Annotated in this window: 21 protein-coding genes; 11 read left to right on the top strand and 10 right to left on the bottom strand. The window is 62.3% G+C overall.

Annotated elements, in window-relative coordinates:
- The first annotated feature begins 9 nt into the window (after positions 1-9).
- The 3 genes from IFU00_12010 to IFU00_12000 all read left to right on the top strand — a co-directional run bounded on the left by IFU00_12010 (position 10) and on the right by IFU00_12000 (position 1,200).
- Positions 10-315, top strand: a complete 306-nt coding sequence (locus IFU00_12010; protein MBD8543006.1) for a hypothetical protein — start codon at positions 10-12, stop codon at positions 313-315.
- Positions 316-462: 147 nt separating this feature from the next.
- Positions 463-873 carry a DUF1311 domain-containing protein gene (locus tag IFU00_12005; protein MBD8543005.1) on the top strand — a complete coding sequence of 137 codons (411 nt, stop codon included), beginning with the start codon at positions 463-465 and terminating at the stop codon, positions 871-873.
- Between the two features lie 141 nt (positions 874-1,014).
- Positions 1,015-1,200: a hypothetical protein gene (locus IFU00_12000; protein MBD8543004.1), complete on the top strand. Its 186-nt coding sequence runs from the start codon at positions 1,015-1,017 to the stop codon at positions 1,198-1,200.
- A 1,089-nt stretch (positions 1,201-2,289) separates the two neighbouring features.
- Here the strand turns inward: IFU00_12000 and IFU00_11995 are convergent.
- On the bottom strand, positions 2,290-3,045 hold the full coding sequence (locus tag IFU00_11995; GenBank protein MBD8543003.1) for a hypothetical protein: 756 nt from the start codon (positions 3,043-3,045) through the stop codon (positions 2,290-2,292).
- Positions 3,046-3,234: 189 nt separating this feature from the next.
- On the opposite strand from IFU00_11995, the gene IFU00_11990 reads away from it, so the two are divergent.
- From IFU00_11990 to IFU00_11980, 3 genes are all read left to right on the top strand, one after another.
- The gene (locus tag IFU00_11990; protein MBD8543002.1) at positions 3,235-3,660 is read left to right on the top strand and encodes a GNAT family N-acetyltransferase; all 426 of its coding nucleotides are present in this window, start codon (positions 3,235-3,237) and stop codon (positions 3,658-3,660) included.
- Between the two features lie 187 nt (positions 3,661-3,847).
- Positions 3,848-4,402, top strand: coding sequence for a hypothetical protein (locus IFU00_11985; protein MBD8543001.1), 555 nt, complete (start codon positions 3,848-3,850; stop codon positions 4,400-4,402).
- Positions 4,403-4,668: 266 nt separating this feature from the next.
- Complete coding sequence (locus tag IFU00_11980) at positions 4,669-4,941, top strand: hypothetical protein (protein ID MBD8543000.1); 273 nt, start codon at positions 4,669-4,671, stop codon at positions 4,939-4,941.
- Between the two features lie 719 nt (positions 4,942-5,660).
- Here the strand turns inward: IFU00_11980 and IFU00_11975 are convergent.
- The 6 genes from IFU00_11975 to IFU00_11950 form a co-directional block, all read right to left on the bottom strand.
- Positions 5,661-6,905 (bottom strand): DEAD/DEAH box helicase, encoded by a 1,245-nt coding sequence (locus IFU00_11975; GenBank protein ID MBD8542999.1) that lies wholly within the window; start codon positions 6,903-6,905, stop codon positions 5,661-5,663.
- A gap of 112 nt (positions 6,906-7,017) precedes the next feature.
- On the bottom strand, positions 7,018-7,155 hold the full coding sequence (locus IFU00_11970) for a hypothetical protein (GenBank protein ID MBD8542998.1): 138 nt from the start codon (positions 7,153-7,155) through the stop codon (positions 7,018-7,020).
- A gap of 79 nt (positions 7,156-7,234) precedes the next feature.
- Positions 7,235-8,962 (bottom strand): glycosyltransferase family 39 protein, encoded by a 1,728-nt coding sequence (locus IFU00_11965; GenBank protein MBD8542997.1) that lies wholly within the window; start codon positions 8,960-8,962, stop codon positions 7,235-7,237.
- Positions 8,934-9,638, bottom strand: coding sequence for a VTT domain-containing protein (locus IFU00_11960; protein ID MBD8542996.1), 705 nt, complete (start codon positions 9,636-9,638; stop codon positions 8,934-8,936). Before IFU00_11960 ends, IFU00_11965 begins: the two co-directional genes overlap by 29 nt.
- Positions 9,635-10,366, bottom strand: a complete 732-nt coding sequence (locus IFU00_11955) for a glycosyltransferase family 2 protein (GenBank protein MBD8542995.1) — start codon at positions 10,364-10,366, stop codon at positions 9,635-9,637. Before IFU00_11955 ends, IFU00_11960 begins: the two co-directional genes overlap by 4 nt.
- Positions 10,367-10,593: 227 nt before the next feature.
- Positions 10,594-11,283 carry a hypothetical protein gene (locus IFU00_11950; GenBank protein ID MBD8542994.1) on the bottom strand — a complete coding sequence of 230 codons (690 nt, stop codon included), beginning with the start codon at positions 11,281-11,283 and terminating at the stop codon, positions 10,594-10,596.
- Between the two features lie 230 nt (positions 11,284-11,513).
- Here IFU00_11950 and IFU00_11945 point away from each other — a divergent pair, with 230 nt between their 5' ends.
- The 3 genes from IFU00_11945 (at position 11,514) to IFU00_11935 (ending at position 14,952) form a co-directional block, all read left to right on the top strand.
- The gene (locus IFU00_11945; GenBank protein MBD8542993.1) at positions 11,514-12,788 is read left to right on the top strand and encodes a histidine kinase; all 1,275 of its coding nucleotides are present in this window, start codon (positions 11,514-11,516) and stop codon (positions 12,786-12,788) included.
- Positions 12,785-13,555, top strand: a complete 771-nt coding sequence (locus IFU00_11940; GenBank protein ID MBD8542992.1) for a response regulator transcription factor — start codon at positions 12,785-12,787, stop codon at positions 13,553-13,555. The genes IFU00_11945 and IFU00_11940 overlap by 4 nt, the downstream gene beginning before the upstream one ends.
- Positions 13,556-13,650: 95 nt before the next feature.
- Positions 13,651-14,952 (top strand): NAD(P)/FAD-dependent oxidoreductase, encoded by a 1,302-nt coding sequence (locus IFU00_11935; protein ID MBD8542991.1) that lies wholly within the window; start codon positions 13,651-13,653, stop codon positions 14,950-14,952.
- A gap of 76 nt (positions 14,953-15,028) precedes the next feature.
- Here the strand turns inward: IFU00_11935 and IFU00_11930 are convergent, their stop codons facing one another.
- The gene (locus tag IFU00_11930) at positions 15,029-15,748 is read right to left on the bottom strand and encodes a histidine kinase (GenBank protein ID MBD8542990.1); all 720 of its coding nucleotides are present in this window, start codon (positions 15,746-15,748) and stop codon (positions 15,029-15,031) included.
- Positions 15,749-15,940: 192 nt separating this feature from the next.
- Here IFU00_11930 and IFU00_11925 point away from each other — a divergent pair, with 192 nt between their 5' ends.
- Positions 15,941-16,420, top strand: a complete 480-nt coding sequence (locus tag IFU00_11925; GenBank protein ID MBD8542989.1) for a hemerythrin domain-containing protein — start codon at positions 15,941-15,943, stop codon at positions 16,418-16,420.
- 189 nt (positions 16,421-16,609) lie between these two features.
- Entirely contained in the window at positions 16,610-17,029 is a 420-nt protein-coding gene (locus IFU00_11920) for a hypothetical protein (protein MBD8542988.1), read from the top strand.
- A 145-nt stretch (positions 17,030-17,174) separates the two neighbouring features.
- Here IFU00_11920 and IFU00_11915 read toward each other — a convergent pair whose 3' ends face one another.
- Together IFU00_11915 and IFU00_11910 are read right to left on the bottom strand one after the other, a co-directional pair.
- Positions 17,175-18,179 carry a diguanylate cyclase gene (locus tag IFU00_11915; GenBank protein MBD8542987.1) on the bottom strand — a complete coding sequence of 335 codons (1,005 nt, stop codon included), beginning with the start codon at positions 18,177-18,179 and terminating at the stop codon, positions 17,175-17,177.
- A 130-nt stretch (positions 18,180-18,309) separates the two neighbouring features.
- Positions 18,310-21,336, bottom strand: coding sequence for a response regulator (locus tag IFU00_11910; protein MBD8542986.1), 3,027 nt, complete (start codon positions 21,334-21,336; stop codon positions 18,310-18,312).
- Between the last annotated feature and the right edge of the window lie 55 nt (positions 21,337-21,391).

Genomic DNA, 21,391 nt, shown 5'->3' with positions numbered 1-21,391 from the left:
GCTCCTGTGATGTCCCGACTCGGTTTGTTGTTGTGCGCTCCGTACGCCTTGTTCATCCTGGCCTGCGTCGGTATTGTGTCGCTCGGTGCTGGCGACGATGCGTCGCAGTTGATCTTCCTGCAGTTGCCGATTGCCGCCCAGCTGGTCGTGGTGCAGGCGCTGGGCCTTGGCCGCGCCCTGGAATTCTTGTCGTGGCCCGACGCGTATGGCCTGTTCGTCACGCCAGCCTTCGTGCTGTTGTATGCCGCCGGCGCGCTGTGTGAGCGGGGCCTGGCGCGCCGGCGCGGGCTGGCGCCCGCGCGCAGCGGCGCCTGATTCGGGCACGGCGCAATGCCGGCTCGGAACGCGTGACAAAACCTGTTACTTCCTTTGGCGGCAGCATGGCCGTACAGTGCGCTTTACCGACCGTCTGCTTTCGGCCAATAGCGGACATATCCTAACGTCGAAGGCATGCGTGGTTTGATGAAAAAGTTCGCCCTTGGAGCTTCAATATTGCTCGGTATGTTGATCAGCAGCGGCGTGTCTGCATCGCGTATTCCGACCTGTGATCGACCGAGCAGCCAGCCAAATTTGGGTGCTTGCTCTTACGACGATCTTGTCGCTGCGGAAAATGAGATGGAATCTGTCTATCGGAGTGTTGTTGCAAAATACGCAAGCAATTCGCTGTTCTTAGAACGGCTTGCCCACGCTCAAAACTCCTGGTTGACTTTTAGAGAGGACGATTGGAAAGCACAGTTTGCATGCCCCGAGTTCAACACGCAGCTATGCTGGGGGGCGAAAGCGTTCATCTACGTAAATGAACGTAGAACGAAGCTGACGAAGGAGCGAGAGCAGAGTCTGCGAAGTCTGCTGGAGAATGGTCCAGGCCGCTAAGCTAGTTGCTATCGCCGATAAGACAGTCTGCTTCCGGCCAGAAGCGGAAGTTCCTGAAAGTCCGTGGTTCGCAAGCATCTCAACATGTTATGCTCGTCTCAATGGTCAGTTTTGCTCTTAAGTACATCGGAGGAGTAAGCAATGAACGTACACGCAATTGGTCTGACGATCACTGTAGTTTTTATTGCCTATGCCGTCTTTAGGTTGTGGAAGGCTATTGATTCACCGGATGGCGAGCGTTACTTGAAGCGCCGTGTGCAAGGACCTTTTGTGCCGCTGAATCCAGAGGAGCCAACTCGCGATACGGCACGTAAGCTCGACAGTTGAGTGTCGGCTTTGGGTCAATTCCGGCCGGTCGCGGCCACCTCTAACTTTTAAGCCTGACAACCGCTACGCTGGCCTGAACGGCAGCGTTGGGTCGGTACCGGCCTGTCGCATCCATCCCTAGATTTTCACCTTGGCGACCTGCTATTCTGGCCTGAACGGCTAGGTTTGGTCAGAACCGGACCTTCGCCAAGCGACATCATTCGGCTTGACATAGGATCGTAGGGCAGCAATGCCCGTTCTGGGTCGGAACCAGCCGGTCGTGACAATCCGAGAAATTTTCCGCCCGGCAAGCTGCTATCGTGCTCCCACAGGCCGGGTTCGGCCAAAAGCGGACACTAGTAGAGACGGCCATAAAGCTAACACTTTGGATTATCAAAACATGCCAGCGTTCACTGATCACACCCCTCGAGAAATTCTCACAGCTTCCGCAATAGTGTTTGTTTGGGCCATTTTTTTCGCAGCCGGTGCGTTCGCGGGTTACGGTGCCGTTCGAGACTCATATTACGGAACGAGCCCGTCGCAAAACGTTGACGGTAAAGTCAGCAGGACTTTCGTCCAGTAGGCAACTATTGCGTCCGCTTTGGGTCGGTACCGGCCTCTCGCAGCCCCGACCCACAGCCTTGATCCTGTATGTTGCAAAGATGAAATACCTGTGTCAGTCTTATTGGCTGTTACGCCATTTTCCACTCTTTAGGAAAGCCTAGTTGTGAACAAGATCGTTCAAGAAGCAACGCTGTATTACAAGACACTCCCGCTGTCCGGCCGCGTGCTGGTCCACGCCACAATCATCGTTGTAGTGCTAAATTTGGCAGTCAAAGTTGGCGAAACAGTTGGACGCGCGTTTTATTATTTCACACACTAAAACCTGAAACAGTGAAACGTGCTCAAATGACTTAGCTTCAAGACCGGATGTCGGCTTTGGGTCGAAACCGGCCTGACAACGACTGGCCGATTCCGGCACAAAGCGGCATTAGCAATCGACTATCCTTCCTGATGATGTGTCCGCCCAATCGTAGGGAAGTCCAACGTCATACAGAACAGCAGAGCGAAGCGCCGTCATTGCCGTTGACAGCAGACCCAGTGGGCACGTCATGTGAGACGTAGGTAACGCGTGGCGCCATTCTTCGGGTTGACCAGCATGCGGCGCAAGTGCTTTCTGTTGATCTCGAACGGAAGCGCCGCTTCGAGCCGGTCAACGAATGGCTGGAACTCTGGGCTCTCGTACGGCATGGGGAAGATCAGGGATGGTGCGACCGACAATGCTCGACGGTGAAAATTCAACATAATGTCACATGTGCCGCGCTTCCAACTGGCCAATGGCTCGGGAAAGTCGTTCGAAAACTCGCGCCAATTGAAGTGGTATGCAATATATAAAGTGAGCGGCCCCACCTTCTGTTTTGGCCATCGTTCATCCGACAGCGCGAACTCGATCGCGTCCTCTAGGCATTCGGCGCCAAGCTCCCAGCCCTGGCTTGAATCATGTGGGTTGCGCTCCATGCCGAATCGCCGACGAGCCTCATCGAGGCAGGCAGTGGCCACTGCTGTTTCTGTCCACTCGCTGGGCGGGTCGACCCTCAGCGTTATCGACGGGTTGAGTTGGACGTCTGCAGCCATACTTGTCAGCATTTCCCGGATTTTTCGAAGCGCCTCGCGGGGCTTGCCTTTGGTGGCCTGGTGGAAACTGACAGATTTCGGGAGCTGGTAGAAGACGGCTTCGAACATGGCGGCAGATTGGTAGATGTTGATTTTATTGTAACCCAGTTCTGATTCGTCGCTTCCCGATGTCTGGCTCATCAACGGTGAAGATCCGCGTTGGCAAGCGGGTTTGATGATTATGCGAAGCATGCCTGGCGTCATTGGTAGCAAGTTGAAGTTTCGCACAAGCTGCCGTTGAATAAATCGCATGCAGGCAAAAGTAAACGTCACCAGAGCCTCATAGGCTACTCAGTGTCCGCTTAGGGTCGAAACCAGCCTGACAGCGACCGGCCGATTTCGGCCAAAAGCGGACCTACATAATTCTCGTATTTACCCAAGATGAAAATTCGTACAGCTGCGACTGAGGACCTAGAGCGTATCGTTCATTTGTTTGGACAGCTCGGATATTCAACTGAACCGGACCAAGTAGAGAAACAGCTCCATGCGCTGCGCTGCGGTTCCTTGGGACAGGCATTTGTAGCGGAGGACCGCGGCAGCACTGTTGGAGTCGCGATAGTGCACATCATGAAGCCGTTACATGTCGAAGGCTCATGGGCTCTACTATCTGCTTTGGTGGTCGATGAAAAATGCAGGAGTTCGGGCGTAGGAGCACACTTATTGACCGCTGTAGAGCGATTTGCAATGCAGCACGGCTGTTCACAAATCGAATTGTCCAGCAGCACCGCGCGAACTCGAGCGCACATGTTCTATGAGCGAAGCGGCTATGAAGAAAAGCGCATGCGTTTCGTTAAATTTTTGTTGTGACTTCGGCGTCCGCTTCGGGTCGGTACCGGCCTGTCGTGCCAGGCAGGAATCGGCCAGAAGCGGCCCTCTGTCGCTAGCTTTTTAATGTCTTTGATGGCCAAGACTGTTCTTCCGAACAATCGTTTCACTATGGGTGTTTGTACGTTGATAACAGCCATCGGCGCAATTCCTTAGATGCGGGAAAATGATGAAAGACGAAGCGCAGTCAGGCTACAAGCCCGTACAGGAAGATGTGCTAAAGACTATGGGCCTTGCGGTAATCGCGGGACAAAGTGTCAAGCACCTGCTAAGCACTTGCCTGACGTTCCCATTACACGGCGAGACCCTGCAGACTGCAGACCAGGTTCAGACAATGCTTGAGCGACGTTCGAAAGCAACTTTGGGGCAGTTGCTCAATGCGCTACGAACGCGGGTGGATCTGCATCCCACTTTTGACGACCAGTTGGGTCGCTTCCTCGAATATCGCAATATCATCACGCATCGGTTACATGACATGCCCGGCGGTTTTGACCTGCATTCTGATGAAGGACGGGCAAGACTAAAGGATTTCCTGCTTCAGTACATGGATGATGGTCATATCGTCAGCATGGTATTGATAGGCGTGTTGCGTGAATGGGCGCGTCAAGAGGACATCGATCTTCCCAACGAACACCATCTAAGCCAGCGAATGCATGACTACCTTGACGCCAATGTCGTGCCATTCCTGGAGGTCTTAATCAGGCCTAAAGAGCGAGACACGTAGCCAAAATTCACAAATGCGGATTAACGTGTTGCATCTAGCCAGGTGCCAACACGGATTGGTGGCCACCGGCCAAGAGCGGACGCTTAGCGGTGGCTTCCAGTCTCCACCCAACACACTTACTTCGACACGGATAAATGGCAACCTTGCTTGAAAATGGCGGAACAGTTGAGTTATGGGGCGGTTGGTCAGTAAGCCTACCACCTGCATACCATGAGCGGAATAGCGATGGTTCGTGGTCGGCTTGGGGCGCAGACTAGGCAGTCGATGTGCACATCATCGAAGCTGGTGGACATTCAAACAGCCAGCCTGTGTCACCTGAGGAAATGCTTGGCAAAGGGCCGCCAGTCGACGTCAATGGGAATGGCTGGGTGGGCAGTGTTGAGAGTTTGCAGGAGACAGACAACGGGAGCGATGTCTACCGTCTTGCAGCAAACCTAGCAGCAACAAATACCTCCATGTCTTTCTGGGTTTCGTATTTCGAAACTCACCAGCAGCCTTTCGCCGAAGAACTCATGCGTAACGTTGCGCACAGCAGGTAGAGGGAAGGTCCGCTTAGGGTCGATAGCGGACCGACGCAGCGTTAGTCCGGCACTAACATAGCGGCCACGTTCGTACGGACTAATGCCATAGCGCTAGCACTACTTCCTGGAGATCTGTGGTCGCTTATAGCAGATCATCTTCTGGCCCATCACCGATCGCCGAAAGGCGGACGCTTTCATATCGATGATCACGCGGCCCTGGCTGGGATCCGGTTTAGTCCTCAAGACCGGAATGCCATGGGAGTACCTGCCGCGCGAACTCGGCTGCGGCCTGGCGATCGCGGCAAACGCGTAAGCAAACACCATCTGCTGGTGGATGAGCATGGGCCTTTGCCAGTCGCTCAGATCTCAGCCGGGCAAGTACACGACTCGCGTTCCCTATCCCGCTGTAGCGTCCGTCCCAGCAGTGAAAGGATGAGCAGGCCGTGCCCGAAGACGCCCAAGTGAGCTGCATGCCGATCAAGCGTATGCTTCGAGAACCCATCCGGCTTGGTTGGACCATCGGGGCATTACCAGATCGAATCGCGCGGCATGGCCTAGAGTCGCGCGAACGGATCGGCCGATGGCAGCGGGTCGTCGAGCGCACCTTGGGTTTGCTACACTGCGCTCGCTGACTGCGCAGACGACATGAGCGACGGGCAGACATCCATCAGGCGTTTCTCTCGCTTGCCTGCTCGCTCGTTTGTTGGCGGTATGTCGAGCGGCGTTGTCAGGCGCTCTTAACGCCGAAATCGCACGTCCTCGCTCACCACGGGCGCATTGCCTTTGGGCTTCTTCGGTTTTTTGGGCTTCTTGACGATCTGACCCTTTGCATCCGTCTGCGGCACGCGATGCTCGGGCGCATAGCCCGGCTCTTCCACGCGTTCGAGCGTCTGGCGCGTAAGCACTTCGATTGCCGCCAGTTGCTCGACTTCGTCGGCGCACACCAGCGACACCGCTTCGCCGCTCGCGCCCTTGCGGCCCGTGCGCCCGGTGCGGTGCACGTAGTCCTCGGCCACGATCGGCAAATCCACATTGATCACCGCAGGCAGGTCGTCGATGTCGATGCCGCGCGCGGCGACGTCGGTGGCGATCAGCACGCGCACCTCGCCGGCCTTGAAACGATCGAGCGCGCGCAGACGGGCCGGCTGCGGTTTGTCGCCGTGGATCGAGTCCACCGGGATGCCTTTGGATTCGAGCAGGCCGACCAGTTCATCGACCCCCTTGCGGGTACGGGCGAAGGCCAGCACCTGCGTCCAGTCGCGCCGTTCGAGCAGGTGCACGAACAGCGCGGCCTTGCGTTTCTTGTCGACCGGGATGACCCACTGGCGGATCGCAGCGACGGTCGTGTTGCGCGGCGTTGCCTCGATACGCACCGGTTCGCGCAGCATCTGGTTCGACAGCGCGCGGATCGGGTCCGAGAACGTTGCCGAGAACAGCAGCGTCTGGCGCTTCTTCGGCAGCAGTTTCAGGATGTTGTCGAGCTCGCGCGCAAAGCCCAGGTCGAGCATGCGGTCGGCTTCGTCCAGCACCAGCGTTTTCACTTCGTTGAAGTGCACCGCATTCTGGCGGTGCAGGTCGAGCAGGCGCCCCGGCGTGGCGACGAGTAGGTCCACGCCCTTGCGCAGCGTCATCATCTGCGGATTGATGCTCACGCCGCCATAAGCGACCATCGAGCGCAGCGGCAGGCCCTCGGCATAGGTGCGCACGCTTTCGTGCACCTGCTCGGCCAGTTCGCGGGTCGGCACCAGGATCAGCGCGCGCGCCGCGTTGTTGCCGACCTTGCCGCCCATGACGAGACGCTGCAGGATCGGCAGCGTGAAGCCGGCGGTCTTGCCGGTGCCGGTCTGGGCGGCGGCCATCACGTCGTTGCCAGCCAGGATGGCGGGAATCGCCTGCTCCTGGACGGCGGTGGGCGTGTGGTAGGCGAGGGCGTCCAGGGTGCGGACGATCGGCTCGATCAGGCCGAGGGAAGCAAACGACATGGGCAGGACACCTTGCGACAAAAATGGACAGGCCGCAGTGTAACCTGCCGGCGCTGGCATGGCGATCATTGGCACGCCGCCAGAGCGGCGTGCCAAGCTCATTCGTGCAGGATCAGGACGACGCTGGCGTGTGCGGGGCGCCTTGCGCGACCGGGGCGATGGGCTGGGCCGGCGCATTGTGTTCGCGGCAGCCGCCCAGCATCAGGCAGGCGATGGTCAGTACTGCGGCGGAATAAGTGCGTAGTTGCATGATGAATCCTCCGGGTAGCAGACCCCCATCATACGCCGTACCGGCGCGCGCTGGCGCAGTTCCGGTTGTGCGCTGGCCCCTACGACAGGATGTCCTTCCTGACGGGAATATAGCGATACGTTGCGTGGCCGACAGGCCCGTCGCAGTGTTCACGCAGCGCCGTGGCATCGAGCATGACCCAGTCGCGCCGATGGGCCTGGCCAAGCACCCGATGCCGCGACAGATCGAAGCAGCGCAGCACCAGATGATCGGGCACCAGCAGCACGCGCGCAGGATCGGCGCGCATCCAGTGCCATGCGCTCGACTCTTGCTGCGCCAGCGGCGCCAGATAACTGAAATGCACCATGGGCCGGTCTGTAAACAGCAGGAACTGCTCCTTGAATTCGAGCATGCCGACTTGCATCCCAGGCCCGATCTGGCGCTCGAGTTCCTGCAGAACGGCGCGCGGCGTGCGATGCGGGTCGAGGGTTGGCCACAGCCAGAAGGCGATGCTCAGCCAGGTCAGCAGGCTGGCCAGCGCAAGTTGCTCGAACAGGGCGCGCTTGCGTAGCAGCAGGGGGATGCCGGTCAACGCCAGCCCCAGCAGCAGCACACCGGGCGCCAGTGCTGCGACGGCCCCGGCGTAGTCGTCGGCCCGGGCTGGCAGCCGGTGGGGCGCCAGCCAGGCGACGCCCGCCAGCGCTATCAGCAGCACGCCCATCAGCACGACCACTGCGCGCAACAGCACCGCAGCGGCGCGGCGGCCCGCGGCCGGCGTCTGTTCCCAGACGCAGGCGAGCGCCAGCGCGCACATCGGCAGCGCGGGCAGGATGTAGACCTCGCGCTTGCCGGGACTGAGCGAAAAGAACAGCAGCACGAGTGCAACCCAGCTCAGCAGGACGCGCAGCGCTGCATCATGCGACCACAGGTCGATGATGCCGCGTAGCCGCAGTACGAACAGCACGACCAGCGGAAACCACATCGTCGGCAAGGCAGTCGTCAGGTAGTAGTGCCACGGCTGGATGTGGTGCCACGCATTGGCGTAGCGCTCGGCGGTCTGCCTGAACAGGATGTTGTCGCGGTAGGCCAGCAGTTCGGGGCTGTGCACGCGCTCGACCGTGAGCCACATCGGCGCCAGCCACAGCGCGAGCGTGGCCAGCATCAGGACGGGGCCCCACCACGCGCGCAGGCGCCAGGCCTGGTGCCCGGATTCATCAAAGCGGCGGCGCCAGATGGCCAGCGGGATCAGCATCAGTGCCGGGAGAAATCCAACACCCTTGGTCATGACGCCCAGTGCCATCGCCACCCAGCTGGCGGCATACCAGCCCCAGGCGGGCCCGGTCAGAAAGTGGCGAACCAGCCCATAGCAGCCGAGCATGATCCAGAAGCACAGCACCGCATCGATCTGCGCACCCTTGGCTTGCAACAGGAACTGCGGCGTGAACACGAGGATCAGCACGGCCGAGCGCGCGACGTGGTCGCCCCACAAGCGGCGCCCCAGGTCGAACACCAGCCACAGCGTCCCCAGCCCCGCCAGCGCACTGGGCAGCAGAAAGGCGATTTTCAGCTGTCCGGTCAGCTGATAGAACAGGGCGATCAGCCACATGAAGACAGGCGGCTTGTCCGGATAGAATTCGCCGCCCCGCGTGGGAAACAGCCACTGGCCCGATTCCACCATTTCGCGTGCGACCTGGGCAAAGCGGGGCTCATCGGCTGGCCAGGGCGCCCGCAGCCCGATGCCCGCGAACAGCGCAATGAGCGTCAGTCCGACGAGCCACGGCCACCAGCTTGGCGCCTGATCAAGGTTGCCGGTGTGCGGGCGTGGCATGCATTTGTCCCCGGATGTGCTGCAAACGCTGCTTGAAGCCATGATGGTAGAGGTACAGCGCGAGCGCCGTGGACAGCGCCAGCGTCAGCAGACCGAGCCAAAGCTGCTGTTCGTCGTGCAAGGCCAGGCCTGCGCCCGCAAAGCTGAACAGCAGCATTTGCGGCAGGTAGCCCAGCAGACTGCCCCAGAACACCGCCGGCATGCTCAGCCGGGCCAGTCCCACGGCGATATTGGTCGCCAGGTTGCTGCCGACCGGCATCAGCCGCAGCGTGCAGATCCACAGCCAGGTGTCGCGGGCCAGCAGTTGGCGGATGATGGCGACCCAGTCGCCGTAGCGGGTACTGGCCCAGGCAGTGCCGATGTGGCGCACGCAGCAAATTGCCAGCAGGGCGCCGAAGCCGGTCAAAAGAGTGCTCAGCAACGCGCCCGGCACGCCACCGATGACGCAGCCGCAGGCGAAGGCGAGCACCTGGCGCGGACCGCCAAGCGCCGTGTAGACGATGCCGGTAACCGCGAGCACGGGCCAGGCGACGGCCCAGTGCCGCTCGAACAGGCGGTTGAGCAGATCCAGTTCGGTAAATGACCCCCACCACTGGAAATGCAGCGACACGAAGCCGAGCGTCAGTACGCCCGTCAGCAGCAGCGGTTTGACCAGCAGGGCCAGTGCGGGTTTCAATGCCGCACTTCCATGCGGTCGATCAGCGGCAGCTTGCTGCGGTGGATCAGCCAGCTGACGCCCCACATGTCGACGATGCCCACCCACAGCCGGTTCCAGGCCGTGTATTTCGACACGCCGGCCGTGCGGTGGCGATGGCGCACCGGCACGATGGCGATCACGCCGCCCAGGCGCTTGACCAGCGCCGGCACGAACCGGTGCATGTGGTCGAAATAAGGCAGACACAGCCAGGTGGCGCGCGGCACGAGCTTCAGGCCGCAGCCGGTATCGGGCACCCCGTCGTCCAGGATGCGGCGGCGTACGGCGTTGGCAATGCGCGACTGGATTTTTTTCCAGCGCGTGTCGCGCCGGTCGGTGCGATAGCCGGCAATGCAAAAATGCCGGTGGGTTTCGCTCAGGGTGAGTCCCTGTGCCACCAGCGCCGGAATATCGGCCGGGTCGTTCTGGCAGTCACCGTCGATGGTGACGAGAAAACGCCCGGTGGCGTGCCGTGCGGCGGTCCACAGGGCCGTGCTCTGGCCGGCACTGGTTGCGTGGCGGATCAGCCGCGCCGGCATGCCCCATCGCAGGCAATGCTGCAGGAATACGGCGCCCGTGTCGTCGCTGCTGCCATCGTCCACCAGCACGACCTCGTGCGTCAGATGCCCGGCCAGGGCGTGGTGGATTTCGTCCACCAGATAGCCGATATTGCCGGCCTCATCCTTTGCCGGAATCAGGACCGACACCAGCCACGTATGCTCGTCGTTCGCTTCGTCAGCCATATCGCGCAACCTCTCCAAAAAGAGCGCAGCACACATACTGCGCACCATGTTCTGCAAGAATTCTGGATAACGACGTCTGATGTTGCTGGTTACGGATGAGCTGTCAATACAGGCCAGTGTACGAGTTCGTGATCACATTGGAAAGGAATAGTTGATGGCAAGCGCCCTGGGTCGGGAAGGCTGTCGCGAGAGCGTCAGAAGCTGTATGACACGCTGGCGCGCAGCACGGGGAAGAACTTGTGGTCGGCCAGTTCGTTCGTCAGGCGCGCTTCTTCGACGGCGACGTCACGGACCAGCACGGCGCACACGGCCTGCGACGTGCGGCAGCCGCGGCTGATCAGGTCGACCTGGCCCTTGCCCTGGTAGAAGGCGCCGAGATCGGCGCTGACGTTCCAGCGCTTGTTCGGCGTGAGGGCATTGCCCCAGCCGATGCCGAAGTAGGGCGCCGCCTTGCGGAAGTCGACGTTGCCATCGAGCGTGCCGACGTCTGCCGCACTGTAGCTCTGACCATTGATGAGGTAGCGCCCGTTGCTGTTCGGCCGCGCCTTGGCCGTCACTTCATTGCCGTTGTAGACCACGCCGGCGGTGAGGCGCAACGGCGTGTCGGCGAATGCATACCAGTCGAACAGGGCGTCGAACGTTTGCAGCTTGGCGTCGCCGTCATAATCGATGCTGCCCGAACGCTTGTCGAAGTCGTGCTTGTAGTAATTGATGCCGAAACGGCCATTGAGCGTGCGTTCCATCGGCACGACCAGATGGACGCCCGCGCCGGTCGTGCCCAGGGTGGCGGTGACGCCCACGCCGATCTCGGCGTGGGCGGATGCGGCGGCGACAGTGGCGGCAATGGTTGCGGCAATGGCAATGACGTTACGTGGGATGGACATCTCGACGACCTCTCTATCAAAAAGCGGAAAGGCGCGATTGTACGGCCAGGGCCCGTCGGCATACTCAGCAAATTTGTAATGCGGCGCGTTGGCAACACTGGTCCGCACCCGACGGGGAATGCCGCCAAGGCCGGTTTCGTCGGCCCAGCCGTGGCTTCGTCGCATAATGCTGTCTTGCGAACCATGGCGTGCCTATGCTGGCGCCATTCTTCAACGCTTGAAAGCCCATCATGATGTCGAGTTTTTTCCACCACGGTCGCCTGGTCCTTGCCTGGAGCGCGGTGTACCTGGCGCTGTGTATCTTCATCAGCGACACCGTTCTGCACGATATCGATCTGAATATCGAGGGGTATGTGGCGCTGCTCGGGTTTGCGCTGGTCGGCTGGGTGCTGCTGATCGCGTTCTCGCACACCCGCCGCGTGCGGCTGCTGGCCGGCACCGTGAATGCGGCCACGCTGGCAAACCGCCAGCGGCGCCAGATCGAGATCCCGTTCGAGGCCGGTGAAGCATTCGACATGATCGACGCCGCCATCCGCGAACTGCCGGGCGTGACCGCCGTCGACAGCGCCCGCGACAGTCTGCAGGTGCGCGCCAAGGTCGAGCGCACCGATCTGTATGGTGGCAATGCATCGGCCGGCGCGGCGCTGGCCCGCCTGTCGACCTGGCGCAACCAGATCCGCGCGACGATCACACCGAATGGCGACGCGGCCGGCAGCGTGACCTTGATCTGCGAACCGGAAGACCCGGCCTGGATCGACTGGTTCCTGGTCGACCAGGGCAGCAACCTGGAAAACGCCGACGCCATCGTGCGCGCCATCACGCGCCGCATCGCCGAGCGGCGCCGCCTCGAAACACAGGCCGTGCGCGAGAGCGCGACCGAGAAGGAATTGACGGTAGCGCGCCTGAACCTGCTGCACGCCCAGGTCGAGCCGCATTTTTTATACAACACGCTGGCCAGCGCCCAGGTGCTCACGCGCACCGATCCGGCGCGCGCCGACGCCATGCTGGGTAACCTGATCCAGTACCTGCGCCACTCGCTGCCGCGTACTGAGGATGCGCCGTCGACGCTGGGCGAAGAGCTGGAACGGGCGCGTGCCTACCTCGACATCCTGGCCATCCGCATGGGGCCGCGTCTGGCGCTGCAGGTCGACGTGCCGGACGAACTGCGCCGGCTCGTGTTTCCGCCGATGATGCTGCAGACGCTGGTCGAGAACGCCATCAAGCACGGGCTCGAACCCAAGCCGGGCGGCGGCACCGTCTGGATTCTGGCGCGCGCTATCGACAATGCCGCGGCCGTCACGGTGGCCGACGACGGCCGCGGCTTCTCGCTCGAGACGGCCGGCACCGGCATCGGCCTGCGCAATGTGCGCGAGCGCCTGCGGCTCGGCTACGGCAGCATGGCGAGCTTTGCCATCGTGGCCAATTTCCCGAGCGGCGTCGCCGCTACCATCACGGTGCCGCTGGCGCTGCAGGGCGCAGGGGTGCGGTCTGGAGTACAACCATGACCCGTTGCGTGATTGCCGAAGATGAACTGCTGCTGCAGGAAGAGCTGGTCAAGCTGCTGAGCGAGGTATGGCCGGACCTCGAGATCGTCGCCGCCTGCGACGATGGCGGCAGCGCGCTCGACGCCATTGCCAGCTACCGGCCCGAGGTTGCGTTCCTCGACATCCGCATGCCGGGGCTGTCGGGTCTCGAGGTAGCCTCGAGCGTGCTGGCGGCGGGGTTGCGCACCGAGATCGTGTTCGTGACTGCGTATGATCAGTACGCGCTCGACGCCTTTGATCGGGGTGCCGTCGATTACCTGCTCAAGCCGGTCGGGCGCGAACGCCTGGCCGCGACCGTGGCCCGGCTGCGCGATCGGTTGGCGCGCGGTGTGGCGGATACGACACAGCTGGCGGCGCTGCTGGCGCGCTTGCAGAGCGTTGCGCCGCCGGCACCGCGCGCCCAGCCGCTGGTCTGGCTGACGGCCAGCCGCGGCGTCGAGACGCGCCTGATCCTGGTCGACGACGTGGCGTATTTCCAGTCAGATTCCAAATACACGGTGGTCATGACGGCCGAGGGCGAATCGCTGCTGCGCAAGCCCATCCGTGACCTGCTCGAAGTGCTCGACCCGGCCATGTTCCGGCAGGTGCACCGCTCGACGATCGTCAATCTGCGGGCCGTGGCGGGCGTCACGCGCGACGACAGCGGCAAGGGCGTCATCCGCCTGCGCAACCGGCCCGAGACGCTGACAGTCAGTCAGCCGTTCATGGCGCTCTTTCGTCACATGTAGGGACAGGTCAGCGCGCGCGACGTTGCCGTAGTAAAATCTCAGATGGCCATCAGGCCGGCGTTGTTGCCGGTTGGGGCATCAAGAAGGAGGCAAGCTTGCGTAGCGATATCGTGATCGTGGGTGGCGGCGCTGGCGGTCTGGAGCTGGCATGCAAACTGGGCCGTAAACTCGGCCCGACAAAGGTGACGCTGGTCGACAGCCGCCTGTACCACATCTGGAAACCGTCGCTGCATGAAGTCGCGGCGGGCACCCTGGACATCCACCAGGAAGGTCTGTCGTACGCGATGCTCGCGCACGACAATGGATTCAATTTCGTGCTCGGTCCAATGACCGGGCTGGACGAGGCCGGCCAGGCGATCGAGATCGGGGCCGTGTATTCGGCCACCGAACACGACGAAGTGCTGCCGGCGCGTCGCCTGGCGTACACGTCGCTCGTGATCGCGATCGGCAGCACCTCGAACTACTTCGGTGTGCCGGGCGCGCAGGAACACTCGATTTCGCTGAATGCCACCGAAGACGCCGAACGCTTCCGCCTGCGCATGCTGCGCCTGATGCTGGCGGTCGAGCAGCAGCGCGAAGAGGGTCGTGAAACGGGCCTGGACGTCGTCATCATCGGTGGCGGCGCCACCGGCGTCGAGCTGGCCGCCGAACTGCGCGAAGCGTCGGGCGCGTATGCGCGCTACGGTTTTGCACGGATGGACGTCAAGCGCGACGTGCGCATCACCATTCTCGAAGGCGCGCCGCGCATCCTGGCGCCGCTTCCCGAGCGCGTGTCGAATGCGGCGCTGGGCCTGCTGAACAAGCGCGGCATCCGCGTCGTCAGCGATTGCCGCGTCACGGCGATCGAGAGCGACAAGGTGCTCGACGCCAATGGCAACGTGTACCCGGCCGACCTGTGCGTGTGGGCGGCGGGTATCCGCGCTCCAGAGATGCTCGGCAAGCTGGGCCTGCAGACTGCACGCGGCGGCGGTCTGGATGTCGATTCGCATCTGCGCGTCAAGGGTACGCAAGCCATCTGGTCGCTGGGCGACTGCGCGGTCTGCATCGACGGCAACGGCTTGCCGGTGCCGCCACGCGCGCAGGCAGCGCACCAGCAGGCCGATTATCTCGTCACGACCTTCCTGCGCATGGACAAGGGCCAGCCGGCCTTGACCGAGCCCTACGAATACCGCGACTACGGTTCGCTCGTGTCGGTTGGTCAGAACACCAGTGTCGGTAGCCTGATGGGTTCGCTTCGCGGCGCGAGCTGGTTCGTGCAGGGCGGCATCGCGCGCCTGATGTACGCCAGCCTGCACCTGATGCACCACCGCGCCGTGATGGGCATTACCCGCACGGGCTTGCTGGCAGTGGCGCGCTTCCTGATCCGGCGCAGCACGCCGCTGGTCAAGCTGCACTGACGGGATCGTCATCAGGCGACAAACAACAACGGCGGCCAGTGGCCGCCGTTGTTGTTTTTAAATACCCTGCCGCTGTCTAGGCCGGCAATTCGCGCGGCAGCGTCATTTGCAGCATGGCGCCGCCTTGCTCGGTGCGCACCAGGATCAGGTTGCCACCGAGCGTGCGGGCGCGTTCGCGCAGCAGGCGCAGGCCATGGCGTTCACCGGCGGCCAGCGGATCGGCGCCGGGACCGACGCCATCGTCGCGCACCGTCAGCATGGCCATCTCGCCATCGTCATCCAGGATCACGTCCACGCGCGTGGCCTGCGCGTGCGCCGCGGCGTTGCGCAAACCTTCCTCGGCGCAGCGCAGCAGCAGCACGGCATGCTCGCGCGACCAGGCGCCGTCTTCTTCGGGCAGGCTGGCTTGCGCCTGGATGCCATGCTCGGCGCCGAATTCGGGCACCAGCTCGGCCAGCGCGGTGCGCAACCCCAGAAATTCGAGCTTGTCGTTCCACAGCGCGAGCTGCATCTGGCGGTTGGTCTCGATGACGCCTCCGAGCAGAAGCTTCATTTGCGCGGCGCGGTCGCGCAGTGCTTTGTCTTCGGCCGGCAGGCGCTGGGTAAGCAGGGCGAGGTGCATCGTCAGGGCCGTCATCGACGAACCCAGACTGTCGTGCAACTGGCGCGCAAGCTGGCGACGCTCCTGATCCCAGCTGTTGGCCAGCCAGGACACCATGTCGGAGAGTTCAGCAGTGCGCGCCGCGACCAGGCGTTCCAGCTCCGGGTCGGGATGCGGTGGGACCGGTTCAGTCATCAGGGTCTCAATTAAATGTTTCCCAAATCATACAACAATTGTCATTTATCCGTCGCGCATTGGGTGCCGCAAGAGCGGTTCGTTATGTTCTCACCGAGTGTGAAGTCGCGAACAGTGTGGATGGTGCGTCAGGCGCACTCTGGCAATGTGGCCAACGAGTCATCATTCAACCAACAATACGGGGGTAACACCATGACCAAAGCAACGACCAAAAAGACGAGCGGCCCGCAGGATGCGCTGGAACTGTTGAAAAGCCAGCATGACGAAGTGAAAGACATGTTCGACAAGTACGAAGAACTCGGTGAGCGCGCCAATGTCAGCAAGAAAAAGCTGGCCAATGAGATCTGCGAAGCCCTGATCATGCACACGTCGATCGAGGAAGAAATCTTCTACCCGGCGCTGCGTGAAACGTCCAAGGAAATGGAAGACATGCTCGACGAAGCCTTCGTCGAACACGCGTCGGCCAAGGACCTGATCGCACAAGTGCAAGAGGGGGAGCCGGAGGACGATTACTACGATGCCAAGGTCAAGGTGCTGGGCGAATACGTGTCGCACCACGTCGAAGAGGAAGAGGAAGAAATGTTCCCGAAAGTGCGCAAGCTCGACCTCGACCTGGAAGCCATGGGCGCTGAGATGGCCGCCCGTCGCGACGAAATTCTCGCTACGGTGTAAACCGTCGTTAGCAGACTGGCCGGCCTCCCCGGGGCCGGCTTTTTTACGTTTGTGCCATTTAGCCAAGAATTCGGCCATGCGGGCAGTCAAGAGGTTCGCTGCCGCACATACGTGCTATTGCTGGTATGCGATAGTGAAAGCTAGCCGGTTCCATCGAGGACGGGGGCGTTATATAAGAGAGGACACACCATGAATATCGATACGATCGTAAATGAGCAGTTCCGTGGCAAGAGTTTCCGTGAGCTGGCCGACGCGCCATTGTCGGCACTGCGCGGCATCGGCGAGCAGCAGGCCAATGCATTGGCCGATACGCTGGGCGTGAAGACCATCGGCGATCTGGCGAGCCTGCAGGCGGTCAGCTTCGCTGTCGCGATCAAGGCACTGGCCGGCAGCGAAATGCAGTCGAGCAAGGACAAGGCCGAAGAGACCTTGCTCGATGACGCTGTCGAAATGACGTTCCCGGCCAGCGATCCGATTTCGGTCGACGCCGGTATCACCCGCATCGAAGTACCGCCCGAGATGGTCGACGCAGGCCGCGATCACCAGAATGCTCGTTCGATCGAAGAAACGAGCACCATTCGCGATTGCCCGCCAGCCGAAAAGCGTTAAGCACACGGCAGGGCAGGATGGAGCAGGTCACGGAACGCAGGTTCCGTGGCCTGTTTTTTTATTGGCGCAGCCGATGCAAAAGCAAACCGGGGCGCTCGCTTGCGCGAGAGCCCCGGTTCTTAGTCAGCTGAAAGCAGGTGACGTGTCAGCGATGTGGTGTCGCCAGCTCGGGCGTTGGCGCTGGCACCGGCGCACCGGTGGTTTTGGACGCCGCCTGGCGATTGGCCGCCGGCGAGCAGAAACGGTTCTTGCCAGCGCGCTTGGCTTCGTACAGCGCGTAATCGGCGATATTGATCAGGGCGTCGACCGATTCGGCATCGTCCGGATAGATACTGATGCCGATCGACGTGGACAGGCGCAGCGTCAGGTCGTTGATGAAGAATGGCTCGGACAGGGATTCAACCAGCTTGGCCGCCGGGCCCTGCGCGTCGACCAGACCATGGATATCGCCCAGCACGACCATGAATTCATCGCCACCAAGGCGGGCAACGGTGTCTTCCTTGCGTGAGCTGGCGAGCAATCGTTGCGACACGGCTTTCAGGATCTCGTCGCCATACGCGTGACCATAGGTATCGTTGATCGCCTTGAAACCATCCAGGTCGAGATACATGATCGCGGCCTTGGCATGGGTACGGTTGGCGTGCTGCAACGCCGTTTCGATGCGGTCTTCCAGCAGGCGACGGTTCGGCAGGCCGGTGAGGGCATCGTGCAGTGCGAGTTCTTGCTGGGCCTTCGAGTACTGGGCCAGCTCTTTGTAGAGCAGGCGTACCTCGAGCATGTTGTGGATGCGCTTGTGCACCTCGAGCAGGTCGAATGGCTTGCTGATGAAGTCGCGGGCGCCGGCTTCGAGCGCTGCAATCTTGAAACTTGGCTGGGCCGTCAGAGCCAGAACCGGCAGATACCCACCCTGTTCAATTTCCTTGAGGCCCTTCATGACCTGGAAACCATTCAGACCTGGCATTTGCAGGTCGAGCAGAATCAGATCGTAATTGTGTTCGCGATGGAGCGGGCATACCTGCTCCGGCAGCATGGTCGAGCTGACGCAGGTGTAGCCTTCTTCGCGCAATATCTCTTCCATCAGCTCGATATTGTCGGGCGAATCGTCTACCACCAGGACTTTGGCGTTCAAAATGTCTTGTCTGCTCGGCATGCTTATCTCTTTATCGAAACTGGGCGGCGCCCCATTTCGGGGTGGAATCTAACGATACCTTACCTCTAATTAGTGTATCAAGGACCATAAAATTTCTTGTAGGACAGCGCCGCGTCAGAAGGTAGGAACATCATCGACTAGGGCCGCGACCGTTTTCGGCGAGCATCGGGACAGCGGGGGGCGTGCTGACCATGCCGATTGCCGCCATCAATTCGCTCTGTTCGACCGGTTTGGACACATGGGCCGAGAAGCCGGCCTCGAGCGCCTTCAGGCGGTCTTCGGAGCGTGCAAACGCCGTCAGCGCGATGGCCGGAATCAGGCCGCCGGCGTCGCGCGGCAGGGCCCGGACCCAGGCGAGAAACTCGAGGCCATTCACATCGGGCATGCCGAGGTCGCTGATCAACAGGTCGGGCGGGCTCGCGCGCAGCTGCGCCATGGCGTCCTGTGCGCTGCCGGCCAGTCGCACCTTGGCATGGCAATCGGACAGGATGCGGGCGATCAGCTCGCGCGCGTCGCGGTCATCGTCCACTACCAGCACCGACATGCCGCGCATGTCGCGCACCACGGCCTCGGGCGCCGCCTCCGGGGCGGCAGGCAAGGTGGCTTGCGCCATGTCCGGCAGCGAGCCGGCGTCGCTGCCGGCTGGCCGCGACGAGCGTGGCATGCTCGACAGCGCCGCCGGCAGTTCGATCGTGAAGCTCGCGCCCTGGCCAGGGCCCGCACTGTCGGCGCGCACGGTACCGCCATGCTGTTCGATCAGGTGTTTCACGATCGACAAGCCCAGGCCCAGGCCGCCATGGCTGCGTGTCATCGAGGCATCACCCTGGCGGAAACGCTCGAACACGTGCGTGATGAATTCGGGCGCGATGCCCGAGCCGGTATCGCGGATCGTGATGGCCACCTGGTCATCGTGATACCCCAGTTCGATCGTGACCAGTCCGTCGCGGGGTGTGAACTTGATCGCATTCGACAGCAGATTCCAGACCACTTGCTGGAGCCGCCCCGGGTCGCCGGCGACGGACGGGATGGCGACGCCTTCGGGATAGCGCCGCTCGATGCGGATGCCCTTGGCGTCGGCTGCCGGGCGCACCGTTTCGATGGCCGCGTCGATGAAGCTGCCCGGGGCCAGCGTCTGCATGTCGAGCAGCACTTTGCCGGACGTGATGCGGCTCATGTCGAGCAGGTCTTCGATCAGCTGCGCCTGGGCGCGCGCATTGCGCTCGATCGTCGACAGACCGCGCTGCAGGTCGGCGCCATCGCGGCTGCCGCGCCGCAGCACCTGCGACCAGCCGAGAATGGCTGACAGCGGCGTGCGCAGTTCGTGCGACAGCGTGGCCAAAAATTCATCCTTCATCTGGCTGGTGCGCTCGGCTTCGGCGCGTGCTTCGCGCTCGTTCTCGAGCAGCACCTTGCGTTCTTCAGCCGCGCGGCTGGCCACTTCATACAGGCGGATGTTGTCGACCGCGATCGCAGCCTGCGCCGCGATGCCGCTGACGATGCGTTCACTGCGTTCGGTAAACACGTTGGGTTCAGGGTGCCCGAAGAACAGCGTGCCGAGCAGTTCGCCCGAGCGCGCCATGACTGGCACGGTCAGGTAGCTGCGCACCGACGGTTGGCCGCTCGGCAAGCCGAAGTGCAGCGCGCTGCTGGCCTGGACCGGATCGGCTGTCAGGTCGGCCACGCGCTGCAGGCTTGTCGTGCGCAGGCCAGGGCCGAACAGTGCGCTGGCGCCCGGTTCGGCGAAGTCCTGGAACTGGGCCGACGCGGTGCCCGACAGCGTGTGCAGCGAATACAGCGTGCCTTCGCCATCCGGGCCATAGTGGACGAAAGCGGCAAAGCGCGCGCCGCAGACGCCGCCGGCGACATCGGTGGCGGCCTGCATCACGGCGCGCAGATCGCGCGTCGAGGCCAGCATGCTGCCCGTGCTGTTGAGCAGTTCGAGCACGTGCGATTCGTCGCGCAGCGCCTGCTCGGCGCGCTTGACCTGGTCGACGTCGGTATTCGTGCCGAACCAGCGCACCACGCGGCCGTCGCGGTCATGCACGGCTTCGACCCGCGTCAGGAACCAGCGGAAATTCCCGTCGGCGCCGCGGATCGGAAATTCCATCTCGAACGCCGTGCCGGTGCGCACCGATTCATCCCAATGTTCGAGCACGGCAGGCAACACCGCCGGGTCGTACACTTTTTTCCAGCCCCAGCCGGTCGATTCTTCGGGCGTGATGCCCGTGTATTCGTACCAGCGCTCGTTGAACCAGACGATCGAGCCGTCCGGATCGGCCATCCACGCCAGTTGGGGAATGGTGTTGGCCAGTGCGCGCAATTCTTCTTCGCTCTGGCGCAGGTGGTCGTCGGCCGCGCGGCGGGCGCTGATGTCCTGGGCCATGCCCGTCATGCCCAGCACGCCGCCGCCGTCGACGGCGCTGGCGTAATCGGGCCGACCGACCAGGGCAACGCAGTGCGCGGCGCCGCCAGCCAGATTGCCGCGCGGGAGCAGCCGGCATTCGAGATCGAGGTCAGTGCCCTGCGAGAAGGCGGCCAGCACGGCGCGCCGCACGACCTTGCGGTCTTCGGGTTGCAGCCGCTCGCGCAGGCTCGGCCACGCCAGCGCAACATCGGCGGGCAAGCCGAGGATCTCGGCCGCGCGCTCACCGAACGTGACGCGATCGGTAGCCGCATCCCAGCGCCAGTCGCCCAGGCGCCCGGCCGCGATCGCCAGTTGCAGGCGGTTGTTGTTGTCGATGAGCGCCTGCTGGTCGAGCTTGCGCGCCGTGATGTCCTGGAAGTACAGGGTCAGGCCTTCGGGGGACGGATAGACCCGCATGTCGAGCCAGGCATTCAGGCGGCGGTAATAGAATTCGCGATTGACGGTAACGCGCTGCTCCATTGCGCGCACGCAATCAAGGGCGACCGTCGTGCCGTGCAGGTCCTCGAACTCATCCCACAGCCTGGCCCCGACCAGGTCGCCACGCCGCTTGTTGAGCGGCTCGACCATTTGCAGGGCGCGGCCATTGATATAGGTGATGTTCCAGTCGCGGTCCACCGCACAAAAGCCATCCGTGAGGCTTTCGAGCATGTTTTCCATGCGCTCGGTGGCGCGCTGGAGCGCCTCTTGCGCGGCGACCAGATCCTGGCCGGACACGTCGCGGGCAATGCTCATGCCGGCCTCCGGAGGAAGCGCGCGATGGGGCGGACGTGTTGTGATGAAGAGTTCA

The organism is Oxalobacteraceae sp. CFBP 8761 (assembly GCA_014841595.1).
Classification (GTDB): domain Bacteria; phylum Pseudomonadota; class Gammaproteobacteria; order Burkholderiales; family Burkholderiaceae_D; genus Telluria.
Note: the sequence above shows the minus strand (reverse complement) of the source record. Positions and strands in the feature narration are given on the sequence as shown.